The organism is Deltaproteobacteria bacterium GWC2_55_46, assembly GCA_001595385.3.
In the GTDB taxonomy this organism is placed as follows: Bacteria; Desulfobacterota; GWC2-55-46; order GWC2-55-46; family GWC2-55-46; genus UBA5799.
Genome location: LVEI03000001.1, coordinates 2,473,552 through 2,488,319 on the forward strand (window position 1 = coordinate 2,473,552; position 14,768 = coordinate 2,488,319).

At 56.5% G+C, this 14,768-nt stretch carries 18 protein-coding genes; all 18 read left to right on the forward strand.

All coding sequences use genetic code 11. The annotated features are described in order from the left end of the window. The first annotated feature begins 217 nt into the window (after nucleotides 1-217). The gene (locus A2V21_311780; protein OIJ74882.1) at nucleotides 218-1,669 is read left to right on the forward strand and encodes a hypothetical protein; all 1,452 of its coding nucleotides are present in this window, start codon (nucleotides 218-220) and stop codon (nucleotides 1,667-1,669) included. Continuing rightward, nucleotides 1,666-3,054 (forward strand): hypothetical protein, encoded by a 1,389-nt coding sequence (locus tag A2V21_311785; protein OIJ74883.1) that lies wholly within the window; start codon nucleotides 1,666-1,668, stop codon nucleotides 3,052-3,054. Before A2V21_311780 ends, A2V21_311785 begins: the two co-directional genes overlap by 4 nt. Before the next feature lie 347 nt (nucleotides 3,055-3,401). Continuing rightward, nucleotides 3,402-3,617 carry a gas vesicle synthesis protein GvpA gene (locus A2V21_311790; GenBank protein ID OIJ74884.1) on the forward strand — a complete coding sequence of 72 codons (216 nt, stop codon included), beginning with the start codon at nucleotides 3,402-3,404 and terminating at the stop codon, nucleotides 3,615-3,617. Between the two features lie 108 nt (nucleotides 3,618-3,725). Further along, a complete protein-coding gene (locus A2V21_311795; GenBank protein OIJ74885.1) occupies nucleotides 3,726-4,349 on the forward strand; it encodes a hypothetical protein in 624 nt (207 codons plus the stop codon). Between the two features lie 52 nt (nucleotides 4,350-4,401). Next, nucleotides 4,402-4,887 carry a hypothetical protein gene (locus A2V21_311800; protein ID OIJ74886.1) on the forward strand — a complete coding sequence of 162 codons (486 nt, stop codon included), beginning with the start codon at nucleotides 4,402-4,404 and terminating at the stop codon, nucleotides 4,885-4,887. A 52-nt stretch (nucleotides 4,888-4,939) separates the two neighbouring features. Beyond that, a complete protein-coding gene (locus A2V21_311805) occupies nucleotides 4,940-5,941 on the forward strand; it encodes a gas vesicle protein GvpN (GenBank protein OIJ74887.1) in 1,002 nt (333 codons plus the stop codon). Further along, a complete protein-coding gene (locus A2V21_311810) occupies nucleotides 5,938-6,237 on the forward strand; it encodes a hypothetical protein (protein ID OIJ74888.1) in 300 nt (99 codons plus the stop codon). Before A2V21_311805 ends, A2V21_311810 begins: the two co-directional genes overlap by 4 nt. Further along, nucleotides 6,238-6,984 (forward strand): hypothetical protein, encoded by a 747-nt coding sequence (locus tag A2V21_311815; GenBank protein ID OIJ74889.1) that lies wholly within the window; start codon nucleotides 6,238-6,240, stop codon nucleotides 6,982-6,984. A gap of 13 nt (nucleotides 6,985-6,997) precedes the next feature. After that, complete coding sequence (locus tag A2V21_311820; protein OIJ74890.1) at nucleotides 6,998-7,528, forward strand: heat-shock protein Hsp20; 531 nt, start codon at nucleotides 6,998-7,000, stop codon at nucleotides 7,526-7,528. Further along, the gene (locus A2V21_311825) at nucleotides 7,525-9,672 is read left to right on the forward strand and encodes an AAA family ATPase (protein ID OIJ74891.1); all 2,148 of its coding nucleotides are present in this window, start codon (nucleotides 7,525-7,527) and stop codon (nucleotides 9,670-9,672) included. The genes A2V21_311820 and A2V21_311825 overlap by 4 nt, the downstream gene beginning before the upstream one ends. Before the next feature lie 8 nt (nucleotides 9,673-9,680). Next, the gene (locus A2V21_311830; protein ID OIJ74892.1) at nucleotides 9,681-9,932 is read left to right on the forward strand and encodes a gas vesicle protein GvpG; all 252 of its coding nucleotides are present in this window, start codon (nucleotides 9,681-9,683) and stop codon (nucleotides 9,930-9,932) included. A 13-nt stretch (nucleotides 9,933-9,945) separates the two neighbouring features. Next, the gene (locus tag A2V21_311835; protein OIJ74893.1) at nucleotides 9,946-10,209 is read left to right on the forward strand and encodes a hypothetical protein; all 264 of its coding nucleotides are present in this window, start codon (nucleotides 9,946-9,948) and stop codon (nucleotides 10,207-10,209) included. Nucleotides 10,210-10,219: 10 nt separating this feature from the next. Then, nucleotides 10,220-10,585: a gas vesicle protein GVPa gene (locus A2V21_311840; protein OIJ74894.1), complete on the forward strand. Its 366-nt coding sequence runs from the start codon at nucleotides 10,220-10,222 to the stop codon at nucleotides 10,583-10,585. Next, nucleotides 10,582-11,610: a hypothetical protein gene (locus A2V21_311845; GenBank protein OIJ74895.1), complete on the forward strand. Its 1,029-nt coding sequence runs from the start codon at nucleotides 10,582-10,584 to the stop codon at nucleotides 11,608-11,610. Before A2V21_311840 ends, A2V21_311845 begins: the two co-directional genes overlap by 4 nt. A 23-nt stretch (nucleotides 11,611-11,633) precedes the next feature. Continuing rightward, entirely contained in the window at nucleotides 11,634-11,960 is a 327-nt protein-coding gene (locus A2V21_311850; GenBank protein OIJ74896.1) for a gas vesicle K, read from the forward strand. Continuing rightward, nucleotides 11,944-12,732, forward strand: coding sequence for a hypothetical protein (locus tag A2V21_311855; protein ID OIJ74897.1), 789 nt, complete (start codon nucleotides 11,944-11,946; stop codon nucleotides 12,730-12,732). Before A2V21_311850 ends, A2V21_311855 begins: the two co-directional genes overlap by 17 nt. Before the next feature lie 7 nt (nucleotides 12,733-12,739). Then, nucleotides 12,740-12,988, forward strand: coding sequence for a gas vesicle protein GvpM (locus A2V21_311860; GenBank protein ID OIJ74898.1), 249 nt, complete (start codon nucleotides 12,740-12,742; stop codon nucleotides 12,986-12,988). Further along, nucleotides 12,973-14,757, forward strand: a complete 1,785-nt coding sequence (locus tag A2V21_311865) for a hypothetical protein (protein ID OIJ74899.1) — start codon at nucleotides 12,973-12,975, stop codon at nucleotides 14,755-14,757. Before A2V21_311860 ends, A2V21_311865 begins: the two co-directional genes overlap by 16 nt. Nucleotides 14,758-14,768: the final 11 nt, after the last annotated feature.

Here is a 14,768-nt window from a genome sequence, read left to right on the forward strand (position 1 = left end):
ATTGGGAATGCCAGCGGCTCGTAAGGACAGCTGAAGTTCCCCTTTGCAAAACATCTCCAAAAGGATATAATGTGTTCAATCTCATATAAGCCGTATTTTGCTGGTTTCCACTTCACGTTATTTCCAACACCTCATCCATTGCCGCTACTCCAGTTGACAAAGAAAATCCAAACCGGCGTACAGCGGCACACACCCTTATTCCGATAGTTTTATAAAATTGATCTCCGCAGTACAAAAGCTGAGCGCCGTATCAGAAGCCTCCTCCGACGGCATAATGGTAATCGGCCGCGACATGAGGGTCCTCTGGGCCAACCATGTATTTGAGAAGTGGGTGGGGCTCAACGACCTCAAGGGCGTGCCGTGCCATTCCGTTTACAGGAACGAGAACACCTGCAGCGGGTGTCCCGCAAAGGAAGCACTGGGCGGAAAAGGACCCCGGAAAGGTGGTGTCGTCTCATTCCGGAACGCCTCAGGGGAGGAGCTTTACGTGGAGGTTACAGCCGCGCCGGTCAGGGACAGGAAAGGTGAACTGGCCGGGATAGCTGAAGTCGCCAGAGAAATCACAAGGGAAGTGGCCCTTGAATCCAGGCTCAATGAAAGCCGGGAGCGGCTCAGGACGATAATAGACGCGATAGGGGACGGCATCTCCGTAATTGACAGAGATTACACGATAGACCGCGTCAACATGTCGCTGCTAAGGATGTTCAAAAAAAAGGATTTTGCCGAGGTCAGGGGTAGGAAGTGCTTTTCAGAGTACTTCAGGAATGAAAGGGTCTGCAGCCATTGCCATGCGGAAAGCACGTTTGAGAGCGGCACTCCGGCTCACTTCAAGAGCATCTTGCATGACGGGGAGGAGAAGGTAGTCCTTGATATCTCCATATTCCCCATGATGGACCGGGAAAACAGGATTGTAAATGTCATCGAGTATTTCAGGGATATAACCGGAACGGTCAACCTTGAGGAGCAGGTCCTCCATTCCGAGCGCCTCGCCGCCATAGGTGAACTGGCAGCGGGGATAGCCCATGAGCTCAGAAACCCCCTCGGCAACATAAGCGCCTCTATCCAGCACTGTTTCAAACAGCACGGGCAAGGTCTTCCGGAAAATATAAAGAACCACCTTTCCATGATACTCAGGAACTCCGAGAACGCCGACAGGATCATTCAGGAGCTTCTGGATTTCTCGAAACCCTCCGATTTTGCCGCATTCAGGCTCGGGCGGGTGGAAAAGGTGCTGGAGAAGGCCTGCGCCCTCGCCATGAGCCGGTGCGCCAGGCAGAAGGTAACGGTCCGGGTAAAACTCCAGCGTAATCTGCCGCTGCTGCTTATAGACGAGAAAGGCCTTGAGGGCTGTTTCCTGAACTTCATCATAAATGCCCTTGACGCAATGCCCCAGGGGGGCGGGATGACCGTAAAGGCGTTCCTTGACCCGCGAATCAGAGAACTCGCGGTCGCGTTTGAGGACACCGGGGTCGGGATACCTGAAGAGCAACGCGGCCGGATATTCGACCCTTTTTTCACGACAAAATCAAACGGCACTGGTCTTGGCCTTTCCATAGCCCATAACGTGATAAACAACCACAATGGCAGGATAGAGGTAAAAAGCGCAGCAGGCAAGGGTACGAAGATAACAATCTTCCTTCCTGTCCCGGAGGAGTGCGGCAAAAGATGAGCGATAGAAAAAATCTGATATTCATAGTCGATGATAACAAGGACATGCGCCTGATCCTTTCCGATGTCCTGCGTTCAGAGGGGTACGAAGTATGCGTATGCAGCAGCCCTAAGACCTGTCTCAAGGAGTTCGAGACCATGCGCCCCTCGCTTGTCCTGCTCGATTTTAAACTGCCCGAGATGGACGGGCTCGAACTCCTCAAGGAGCTTAAGGCAAGGGACGAGGACCTTATGGTCGTAATGCTTACGGCCTATGGCGAGATCAAGAGCGCGGTCCAGGCAATGAAGCTCGGCGCCTTCGATTACGTTACAAAGCCCTTCAATAACGAGGAACTGGTGCTGATAATCAGGAATGCGCTCAAGACCGGCAGCCTTGCAAGGGAGGTGGCCAGCCTCAAGACCAGGCTCGAGCAGTGCCGTCCTTATCCTGAGGGAGTGATGAGCGACTCTCCTCAGTTCAGGCAGGTCCTGAACCAGGTTTTTCTAATAGCCCCAACGGATGTCACCGTAATCCTGCAGGGAGAGAGCGGCACCGGCAAAGAGCTTCTCGCCAGGATGATCCACGATAACAGCTCGAGAAGAAATAAGCCCTTTGTGGCCATCGACTGCGGTGCGCTGCCTGAGACCCTGGCGGAAAGCGAGCTTTTCGGCTACGAGAAAGGCGCCTTTTCAGGGGCGGATGCAAGGAAAGAGGGCCAGTTCGAGCTGGCAAACGGAGGGACCCTTTTCCTGGACGAGATAACGAACCTTTCCGAATCGGTGCAATCGAAACTCCTGCGGGTGCTCCAGGACCGCAAGGTCCATCTTCTTGGCGGCAAAAGGGATTTCGAGTTGGACGTCAGGATAATGGCGGCCACTAACGTGGACTTCCTCTCCGAGGTGAATGCCGGCAGGTTCAGAAACGACCTTTACCACAGGCTAAACGAGTTCAACATCCATATACCGGCCCTAAGGGACAGGGGCGAGGACGTTCCAGCGCTGGCAAGCTATTTCCTCGGACTTGCCGCAAAGGAGTTCCGGAAGGAGGTGAAGGAGTTTTCCTGCGAGGCCATGGAGGTCCTCCTCAATTATAATTGGCCCGGCAATATCCGCGAGCTCCGCAATGCCATCCGGAGGGCCGCGCTTCTTGAGGGTTCGGACCAGATAACGCCCGCTGCCCTGCCTCCCGAAATCGTGAAAAAGACGATGAGTCTTGAATGCAAAGAGCTGCTCGGGACCGGCACATCCCTGAATAAGATAACAAGGACGCTTTCAAGGAATGTCGAGCGGGATATAATCTCAAAAGCCCTTTCTGAGACTAAAAACAATAAGACCAGGGCAGCCAAGATGCTTGGGATCGACAGGATGACCCTGTATTCGAAGATGAAATTACTTGGACTCGGATAGGACTGTAAGGGCGGCCTTATAGTATGTAGAGACTGCTCTACGCTTCCGGGCTTCCCGGACAGCCACGCCCTCGATTTAAAATAAAAGAAGGCCCCGAAAATCAGTTGATCTTGTGAAAATTTGTCTTTCCCCCCTCCCTGGCTTTTCTGGCACGGTTGTTGCTCTTACCTATCTTCAAATCAATCAACATGACAATCACCGAATAAGGCGGGCGGCGCCTGAGTAAAGGCGCCGTGATTCAAACCTGCCTGAAGTACGAAAGCAAGCTGCCGGATTTGTCGGGTCGTTGGTCAAAGCGCGGCCTTACACAGCGGCAGGATCTCAAACCGGAAAGGAGGTGAAAGATCATGGCAGTCGAGAAAACGATGGCGTCTTCAAGCCTCGTGGAAGTGGTAGACCGCATCCTTGACAAGGGGATAGTCATAGATGCCTGGGCCAGGGTTTCCCTGGTAGGCATCGAGCTCCTTGCAATCGAGGCAAGGGTGGTATGCTCCTCCGTCGAGACCTTCCTCAAGTACGCTGAGGCGATAGGTCTCACGGCAACAGAGTCAGCCACTGCCTGACGGCGATGATCTTGGCATCCTTGGGGTTTAGAGGGCGCCCCTTGACCCCCTCTACCGAGAGCGCCTCAAGCATGCCCCGGATCATCCCGCGAAGAAAAGGGAAGGGATATGGACCATTCAGAGTCTGTGATGGAAGCCGGGCTTCAGATAGTAAGGTCTTTCGAGAAAAGCGCCGCCGCTCTGATAGATCTTGTAAAGGAAACCGCTGGCTGCCTTGAGGAGGAGTGCTCGGAGCAGGATGCTATGCTGAGAGAGCTCAGGGACAAGCTGTCGAGAGAGGGGCTGAGAAAGAAGGACTTCGACGCCATCATGGGCCGCTTGCAGACCAGGGCCGGAGAACTCCGGGGAGAGATAAAGACTGCGATCGAGGCCTTTTTGAGGGAAGAAGGGGAGTTCGTGCGTTTTCTCGAGTCAATGGTGAACGGGACTTCAGAGACAACAGGGTATCTCGGCAGCGAAAGGCTCCCCAAGCTCAGGGAATGCGAGCACAGGGTGGCTGCTGTCCTTATGGAGCTTCAGATAGAGCAGGCTACATTAAATGGCGAGCTTAAACGGCTCCTCTCGATAAGAGAGGGCGTTAGCATAAAGGATTTCAAGTTTTCGGTCAGGACGCTAAAGCTCAGGCAGGATGAGAGCCGGGGCGCGATGGGCAGGGTGATCGAGGACTTCTACAGGGCCAGGCAGGATGTACTGGCCCGCTGGCAGGCCGTGTTCAGCGCCTGCAATGGATGATCATGCCGCTAAACTCCCCGGCGATTACCCGGGTAAAGACCAGGAGGATGCCATGTCCATATTAGATGATTTCAGGTCGATGACTCACGAAATATCCGCTGCCTACGACATCAGGGCCGGTGAGCTCGCTTCCATCAAGCGGCACATCCGCACCATGCTCGGCGACCTCAGGCGCACCCGGAGGGAAGAGTCCCGGAAGCTTGCCGCCGAGCGCAGGAAAGAGGTCGCACACATAAAAAAGCAGGTTGAAGGCATCAAGAAGGAGACCGCCAATTCCCTCAGGGACTTCAGGAAGACCACCCTTTCCGGCATCAAAATGGAGACCGAGGACCGCAAGGGTGAGGTGATCGACATGCTCGGGAGCTTCAGGAAGGATTTCATCGATGGATTCAGGAAAGAGATGGAGGGTATGACATCCGCCTGGGGGGACCTGGTACAGGGCCTCAGGGCCAAGAGAAACCAGGTGAGAACCGGGCAGAACCTGCCTGAGGCGAAGTCGGGAAAAAGGAAAAGGCATGTGGCAAATCGCGCCGCCTGATCCTGTTACATGAACCGGTCCCAAGGACCTGAAAGATCATGGAGACAAACGCATGCAAGATGAATTCACGACGGTGCTTGAGCCCCGGAAGATGCCCGATTTCGTTGAGACACCTTACATAAACGAGGTCACCGAGCGGGCCCTCGGCTATGTAAGGGCGGGCTTCCCGGTGCACTTCAGGGGCGTATCCGGAGCAGGAAAAACCACTCTGGCCATGCACCTTGCCGCAAAGATCGGCAGGCCCGTGGTGATCCTCCACGGCGACGAGGAGCACTCCACCTCTGCCCTCGTGGGAGGCGAGCAGGGCTACAGGATGAGAAGGGTGGTGGACAACTTCATCCATTCGGTCCTCAAGACAGAGGAGAGCTTCCAGAAGACATGGGTGGACAGCCGCCTCACCCTCGCCTGCAAATGCGGTTTCACGCTTGTGTATGACGAGTTTACGCGCTCAAGGCCGGAGACGAACAATATCCTGCTCTCCATTCTTCAGGAGAGGGTCCTCGACCTGCCTGCCACGCGTGATGGATATGTAAAGGTCAGTCCCCAGTTCTCAGCCATATTCACCAGCAACCCGGAGGAGTACGCGGGTGTGTACAGGAGCCAGGACGCGCTCAGGGACAGGATGGTCACGCTTGACCTGGAGCACCCCGATAGGGAGACCGAGGTAGCGGTCACTATGGCGAAATCCGGGTTGCCCAAGGCTCAAGCCGAGCGGATTGTGGCGGTAGTGAGGGACTTGAGGGAGTCAGGAAAATGCGAGTTCGCGCCCACTGTCAGGGGTTGCATCATTATAGCGAAGACCCTGAGGATCAGGGGCGGTTCGGCCGACTCCGGTTGCGCGTCGTTCAGGGAGATCTGTGCCGACGTCCTTTCCTCCGAGTCCAGCCGGGTGGGCTCTATCGGGAACACCAGGAAAGTCAGGAAGCTCGTAGGCGAGCTCATTGACAGGCACTGCGCCAAGGCGTCCCTGAAAGACCCGGGCCGCAAGGGGGCCGGTGAAAATGACGGCGCGGGAGCAGGCCTGCGCTTGACGGCGATAAAGGGGGTTTCATGAAAAAGCAGATAGCCGGCCTCTCCAGCATGAGGACATGCCGGAAGGTGAAGATAAGGTCGGCCATCGGGTCTTCCACCGGAGGCTATCTGGACCTGTACATCATGGACCTCGAGAGTAGAAGGTTCCAAAAGGAGCTCCTGACAGTGGAGAAACGGAAGCGCTGGCTGGAGTCCGAGCTCAAGCGTCTCGGGAAAGAGCAGGAGCGCGTAAAGAAGGAGATGCCCCGGAGCAGCCCCCGGCCTTCAAGAACAAAGCCCCAGGGCAAGGCCCTGAAGACGATGATAATGGATTATTAGATGGAGGAAGGCAGTTATCTGTATTGCATCATCGGGACCGGACAGGCGAGGAACTTCGGCCCTGTCGGCATAGGCGGCTGCAACGACGAGGTCTCGACCATAAGTTATGGAGACGTATCGTGCGTTATCAGCCGCTCCCCTCTCAAGGAATACGCCCTCTCCAGGGAGAACCTGCTCTGCCATCAGAGGGTGATAGAGACGGTGATGAAAGACTACACGGTCCTGCCGGTAAGGTTCTCGACCATATCGGCGAGCCCGGAGGATATAAGAGGTCTCCTCAGAAAAAGACTCCCGGAGTTCAGCGGCCTTTTGAAGCAGATGGACGGAAAGGTGGAACTGGGCCTCAAGGTCATCTGGAAGGAGATGGGGCTTATATACGGCGAGGTCCAGGAAGACCCGGAGATAAAGCGGGTCAAAGAGGATTTGGAGGGCAGGCGCGGCGGGACGCTTTATGAAAAGATAGGCCTTGGCAGGTCGGTAGAGGAAGCCCTTGGCAGGAAGAGGGACGACGAGGCCGATTCAATCGTCTCGGCCTTTAAAGGGCTGTATTCGGATATGAAGAGGAACAAGACCCACGGCGAGAGCATGTTACTGAACGCGGCCTTCCTGGTCGACAGGGCCTCAACAGGCGGGTTCGACGCCATAGTGCAGGACCTCGACCGGCAAATTGGCGGGAGGGTATTGCTCAAGTACGTGGGGCCTGTGCCCATATTCAATTTCGTCAACATTGTTGTCGAATGGAACTGAGAGGAGGACGGCAATGCCTGCACAAAAGAAAAAGAAGAGTACCGGGCCCGATGAGGCCCTCTTTGATTTCGGCAAGACTGCAATAGGAGGGCTCTTCAAGGGGCTTTCAGAGCTTGTAGACCTCGCCTCCAAGGCTGCGGAGAAGGGGCAGGCCATAAGTCGCGAGGGCGAGATAAAGGGCCTTGGAAAGGATGTGAAGGGGGTCTACGGGTTCTCGGTAAGGACCCTTGCCGGAAAGCCCGTTGTAGAGCACTTCGGAAATATAAAAGAGACGCCAGAGGGGCCGGTTGTGGAAGAGGCGAGGGAGCCGCTGGTCGATATCTTCGACGAGGGCGACCATCTTATAGTGATAGCCGAAGTCCCAGGGGTTGAAAAGGAGGACATAAAGGTCGAACTGAAGGACGACCTCCTCTCGATAAGGGCGGACGGCAAGGAAAGGAAGTACCGTAAAGATATAGAGCTTCCCTCCAAGGTGGACCCATCCACGAGGACGACCATATACAGGAACGGCATTGTGGAAGTAAAGGCAGGCAAGGTCAAGTGAGAATCTCAACGGCATTGCATCTGCGCGTTAGCGAGGCGGGGGCAAAAGACGTGGGCAGGGGCATGGCAAGGCTCGACCCGGCTGATATGGAGAAGCTCGGCGTGGAGGTGGGGGACATAGTCTGGGTCGAAGGCAAACGGAGGACGGCCGCCAAGGTGGTCCCTGCGCATGCCGAGAACAGGGGAAAGGGAATAGTGCAGGTGGACGGAGTGATCAGGCAGAACGCTCAGGCCGGCCTGGATGAGAAGGTCGCGGTCAGCAAGGCCTCGTACAAGCCCGCCCAGAAGGTCGTGCTTGCGCCCATAACTTATCTAAGGACAGTCCCCAAAGATACGCGTTTCATCTCCGGGCTACTTGACGGTCTGCCAGTAGTCGAGGGAGACAAGATCAGGACGAGCCTCTTTGGCACGCGGAACAGGGATTTCAATGTGGAGAGCGTCTCTCCCGGCGAAACTGTAATCATAAACTCCAGGACCGCTGTCGAAGTGAAGGGCGGGGAAAAGAAAGCGGCCGAAAGGGCGCGGGTCACTTATGAGGACATAGGCGGGCTCAAGAAGGAGATAAGGAAGATAAGGGAGATGATAGAGCTGCCCTTGAAGCACCCTCAGGTCTTCGAAAGGCTCGGGATCGACGCTCCCAAGGGCGTATTCCTGCACGGGCCGCCCGGCTGCGGGAAGACCCTCATAGCCAGGGCCGTTGCGAACGAGACTGACGCGTACTTCACCACCATCAGCGGCCCGGAGGTGATTCACAAGTTCTACGGCGAGAGCGAGGCCAACCTGCGCAAGATCTTCGAGAGCGCCACTGCGAACGCGCCGGCTATTATCTTCATAGACGAAATAGACTCTGTCGCCCCGAAGCGTTCTGACATGGGCGGGGAGAAGCAGGTCGAGAGAAGGGTCGTGGCCCAGCTCCTTACCCTTATGGACGGGCTTGAGAGCAGGGGGCAGGTCATAGTCATAGGCGCTACCAACCTCCCGAACATGGTGGACCCGGCATTGAGAAGGCCGGGCAGGTTTGACAGGGAGATAGAGATAAGCATACCTGACAGGAACGGCAGGCTTGAGATACTCACCATACATACGAGGGGCATGCCTCTCGCGTCCGATGTGGACCTTGAAAAACTCTCCCAGATAACCCACGGCTTTATCGGGGCGGACCTCGAAGCCCTCTGCCGCGAAGCTGCGATGACTACCTTGAGAAAGATCTTCCCTTCGATTGACCTTCATACAGAGGACCTGCCTTACGAGACCCTGAGGAGCCTCGAAGTCACCATGGACGATTTTCTCGAGGCTATGAAAGATATTGAGCCTTCCGCAATGAGGGAGGTATTCGTCGAGATACCTGACGCCAGGTGGTCTGACGTGGGCGGCATGGAGGAGGTGAAGCAGGCGCTCAAGGAGGCGGTTGAGTGGCCGCTCAAGAGCCCGGAGATATTCCGGTACGCGGGCGCGAGGCCGTCGAAAGGCATTCTCCTCTGCGGGCCCCCGGGGACCGGCAAGACGCTCCTTGCAAGGGCGCTCGCCACCGAAAGCGAGGTGAACTTCATCTCTATCAAGGGCCCGGAGCTTATCTCCAAGTGGGTGGGGGAGAGCGAAAGGGGGGTGAGGGAGATATTCCATAAGGCCCGGCTCGCCTCTCCGTGCATAGTCTTCTTCGACGAGATAGACTCCCTTGCGCCGAGGAGAGGTGCGGGGGACTCCCATGTGGCCGAGAGGGTCATAAGCCAGATGCTCACGGAAATGGACGGGATAGAAGAGCTTAAGGGCGTTGTAGTGTTCGCGGCCACCAACAGGATAGATATGCTGGACACGGCGCTTCTGAGGCCGGGAAGGTTCGACCAGATATTCCATATTCCCATGCCGGATGAGACGACCAGGCGCGGGATACTGAAGGTCCATACCGTTAAAAAGCCCCTCTCAGGCGACGTGGACCTCGATGAGATCGCCAGGTCCACGGAAGGCTTTACAGGTTCTGAGCTCGAAGGTGTATGCAGGGAGGCCTCGCTCTCGGCCATCCGGTCTTATCTGGCCGGAGGTGCGGCAGAGCCCGGGCGTGAAGCCTCTTACGCCTCTCTCTCGGTTACAATGGCCCAGATGAAGAAAGCGGTCGAGATGATGAAGAAAAGGAAGAAGGGGGAATAGAGGATAGCATGGGTTTCCTGTTGGACGACATTATACTCTTCCCCGTCAAGGGTGTTGCCTGGATAGGGCAGCGGCTCAAGCAGGCGGCAGACGATGAGATGCTCGATAGCTCGAAGGTGCAGGGTGAGCTGATGGAGCTTCAGATCCAGTTTGAGCTCGGCGCCATATCGGAAGAGGAGTACGCCAGGAGGGAAGGCGAACTCCTCGAGAGACTTGAAGAGATTAAAAGGCTTAAAGAACGGGCCTCGGGAGGCGAATGAACCGGAGAGAAACATGCCCATAAGCTTAAGCGAGATAATAATCAAGACGAGGAAGGAACTGCAAAGCATCACAGGCCTCGATGCCTCATCCACCGTAAAGACCGTGAGGGATGAGAAGGGCTGGCACATCTTCGTAGAGATGGTCGAGAAGCACTCCATCCCGGACGGTATGGATATCCTCGCCACCTATGAGGCTATCCTGGACCTCGATGGCAATCTGACGGAGTTCAGGCGCAGGGGCTTGCGCAAGCGCATGGACACGGCGGTAACGGAATAGGGGCAATGGCATGACGGTAAAGGCCGCGCATACAGAGTATACGATTCTGGATGTCGTTGACAGGATCCTCGACAAAGGGCTTGCCATAAACGCCGACATCTCCATCTCGATAGCGGGCACCGAACTGCTTGGGATAAAGATCCGGGCGGCGCTGGCGTCTTTTGAGACTGCCGCGAAGTACGGGCTTGAGTTCCCGAGCGGGGTTGAGCGGGGCAGCCCGGCCTGGCAGGATGCAGGGGTTTTGAAGGAGAGCTGTCCCGGCTGCGGCAAAAAGCAACCGGCCAGGGAACTCCTGGAGCAGCGCTGCCCCTGGTGCGGCTGGATGAGCGCGAGCGCAAAGGAGCGCGAAACGTCCTTGATAATGGAGCTGAAATGAAAGCCCCGGTATTCTTTATTCATGGGATCGTAAGGGGGACCGGGGGCACAGCCCAACTTCCCGTTTTGAATTCTGCGGAAGTCCGCGCCCTGAACTATCGGGATATGGCCTGCCTGATCTCAGGCCCGTTCCCTGCCGGTCCGGCTGAGGGCACAAGTGCTCTCGCCGATATGCTTACAATGCACCATTCCGTCCTCGAGCAGGCGATGGATAGGGCACGGGCGGTCCTGCCTGTCAAGATGGGGGCGAAGTTCACGTCAGACGGGCAGGTAGTGGACTTGATGGAGAGGGCATACACGGAATTCTCAAAGAGGCTCGATGTCCTCGAAGACAGGATCGAGGCGGATCTTACGGCGTATTGGCAGGATCTGGACGGGATGATAAAGGGGATAGCCGCAGTGGACGGGGAGATAACACTGCTCAGGGAAAGGATACAGGGCAGGCCGGCCAATGAGACGCTTGAAGAGAGGATCAGGGTCGGATCGGCCATAAAGGACAGGGTCGAGAAAAGGCGCGTGAAGGCGCAGTCTCTTATCCTGGAGAGGCTCGGTAAAGAGGTCTGCAGGTCCAGGGTGCTGGAGCTTGCGGATGACAGGATTGTCCTGAGCTGCGCCTTGCTGATAGATCGGAAAAAGTTGCAGGGCTTCGAGAAAGCCCTGGATGAGGTCAACTCCATCCTGGAAGAGAAGGTCCGGCTGAGGTATGTCTCTCCCCTGCCGCCGTACTCTTTTGCCATGCTGGAAGTGAAAGAGGCGGAGTATGAAGAGGTGCTCAGGGCGAAAAGCCTTTTCGGGCTCGGGGACGAGTTCACCCCTGCGGACATAAAGCAGGCATACCATAACATGGCCCTCGAACTCCATCCTGACAGCGACCAGGACAATGCGGCCCTCAATGCCGGGTTCGAGGACGTTAAAAAGGCATACGAGGCGCTGAGGAACTTCTGCCAAAGCGGCAGATGCTCTTTCAGGCAAGGCGGTCTCCAGAGCTTCCTTTATATAGAAACCAGAGGCCAGGAGGCGGCCTGAGTGAAAGGCAGACGGTTGAAGACATGCCGATTGAGTTGAACGAAAAGAATATAAAAAAAGGGGTGCTGTCCCTTGTTCTGGCGCTCGTCGATATCCTGAGAGATGTACTTAAGCACCAGGCCGTAAGGAGAATGGAAGGCGGAAGGCTCTCCGGAGAAGAGGTCGAGAGGCTCGGCAGGGCGCTTAAGGACATCGACACAGCGGTCGAGGAGCTTAAAGAGGAACTCGGCATAATGGACGCTGTCCGGTCGGTCAGGGAAGGTCTTGACGGGGCTGTTGGCGAGGCGCTGGGAGCAGCCTTCGCGCAGGCGGAAATGAAGGGGAGCAATGCATATGCAGAAAAGGCCTGAGGAAAAAAAATATCCTCAGGGGAGCGCCTATCTTTACTGTGTTACCAGGGGCGAGGGCAGCCTGGCCGCCGGGATCCGGGGAATAGAGGCGGGAGAGATAAAAAGGGTCAGGGCCGGGGACCTCTCGGCCTTTGTCCAGGAGCCGTCGTTCATGCAGGGGCTTCCTGACAAGGCCCTGCTGGAGGAATGGATAGTCATCCACCACAGGACCATCGAGGCTGTTATCCTGGGCTTCGGGGCGGCCTTGCCATTCGGCTTCGGAAAGGTGCTGGCAGGCGAGGATGGAAAGTCTCCCGATGAGTTCCTGCTGGGGTGGCTCGCTGCGAATTATGAAGACCTGAAAGAGAAGCTGGACAGGGTCGAAGGAAGGGACGAGTACGGAGTACAGGTCTTCTGGGATGCACAGGCCGTTGCGCAAATGGTCTCATCCGGCCCGGAGATAAAAAAGATGGTTGATGAAGTGGCCTGGTGTTCGGAAGGGACGGCTTATCTTCAAGGCGAAAGGCTCAAGCGTGCGGTCCAGCACGCTATGGCCGAACTTGCGGGCAGCTATTTTGCAGAGATATATAGGGGCCTCGGCCCCTATTCCGACAGGATAAAGGTCGAACAGGTAAAAAAAGCAGCCGAAGGCAGGCAGATGATAGTGAACGTCTCATGCCTGGTAAGGCGGGAGAGCGCAGACGCGCTTGGAGAGTACCTCGGCAAGGTCGAAACCGAGCGCGGAGCGCAGGTGAGGTTTACCGGACCCTGGCCCCCGTACTCTTTTGTTTGAGGCCGCAATGATACCCGAAAACAGGCTTGAGTTTACGCTTTCTGACGCGCTTGACAGGCTCCTTGACAAAGGGCTGGTGATAAACGCGGATGTCATAATAACAGTCGCCGGAATCCCCCTTGTGGCTGTCGCATTGAGGGCGGCTATATCGGGAATGGAGACCATGCTCGAATACGGAATGATGAGGGATTGGGACAGGAGCATAAGGGGTATTTGCCCTGAAGACCACATGGAGGGAGCATGGCAAAAGCGGTAGGCATAGACCTTGGCACGACCTTTTCGGTCGCCGCATTCCTGGATGGGCAGGGAAGGCCTGTGGTCATCCCCGGCCCTGGCGGCAACAGGTTTACGCCCTCTGTGGTGGCGATACTCGAAAACGGGCAGAGGATAGCAGGTGCGCAGGCAAAGGACCGTGCTCTGATAGACCCTGAAAGAACGGTATTCTCGGTAAAGAGGAAGATGGGCAGAAGGACTTACCTTGAGCTTGCCGGCTCTGAGGTGATCGCGCAGATAAAAAGGCGCATGGGATCGGACTTCAGGGTCAGCATCGGGGACAGGGAGTACACCCCTGAGGAGATATCTGCGGTGATTTTAAGGAAGCTCAAGGAGGATGCCGAACGGTATCTCGGAGCCGAGGTCAGGAAGGCGGTTGTAAGCGTGCCTGCCTATTTCAATATAACCCAGCGCCAGGCGACCCTGGACGCCGGGGCAATAGCAGGTCTTGATGTGATGAGGATAATAGACGAGCCAACGGCCGCTGCGCTTGCATACGGGGCTGACCTGGCCGGGGCCGAGACAATCATGGTCTGGGACCTTGGCGGCGGCACCTTTGACGTCTCGGTACTGGAGCTGGGGGACGGGGTCTTCGAGGTGAAGGGCGTTTGCGGTGATAACTGGCTTGGCGGAGACGATTATGACTCCAGGCTGGCCGGGCTAATAGCCGAGGGAATAGAAAAGGAACATGGGGTTGACCCGAGGAAAGACGGCTCGGCGAATATCATGCTCAGGGAGCTTGCGGAGCAATGCAAGATGGAGCTTTCAAAAAAGACGGAGACGCGGGTAACTTTTGATTTTCCCGTACTCGGAAAGAAACTCCGCTGGGAGAGGACCATCTCCAGGCAGGAGTTCGAGCGCCTCACTTCGGATCTCGTGGAAAGAATGGCCGGCCCAGCTGAGAAGGCATTGAGGGACGCTGGGCTTGCTCCAGGCGACATAGACAGGGTGCTTATGGTGGGCGGCTCGACCAGGATGCCGCAGGTAAGGAAGGCGGTTGAAAGGCTCATGGGGAAGGGGCCATGTTTCGGGGTTAACCCCGACGAGGCAGTCGCGATGGGGGCGGCGATACAGGCCGGGATACTCCTCGGGCAGGTCAAGAGGAAGGTGCTTATTGACGTCATCCCTATATCGATCGGCGTGGAGACCGAAGGCGGGGTCTTCACCAGGCTGATTGAAAGGAATACCTCGATACCGGCCGCCAAAAGCCGGATTTTCACCAATTCATTCGATAACCAGGCCTCGATGGATATACATGTGCTCCAGGGTGAGAGGGCCATGGCCGCGGACAATATAACCATGGACAGTTTCGAGCTTGATGGGATATCGCCGGCCCTGAGGGGCGAGTCGCTCGTGGAGGTCAGGTTCGAGATAAACGCTAACGGGGTGCTAAATGTATCCGCAACCGACCTGCGCAGCGAAAAAAGCTCTTCGATCAGGGTCAGCCCGCGGTTCTACGGACTTCCGAAAGAAGAGATAGAGCGCATGCTGAGGGAGGCAGAGGAGCATGAGGACCATGACCGTATCGGGCGTGCAAGGGCCGAAGCGGCCATAGCCGCGGCGAACATGGTATCTGCGGCGAGACTGCAGGCAGGGGAGGCAGCCGCCTCTGGTGAGATTACAGCCCTTGCGGACGCGCTCGAAGCGGCACTGGGAGAGAAGGACGCCCCTGAGATAGAAAGGCTGTCAGCGGAACTTAAGCGGCTCATGGAGAGCCTGCCCGGCTGGCGCGCTATGGCAGGGAACTACTGAGACGGGTGCAC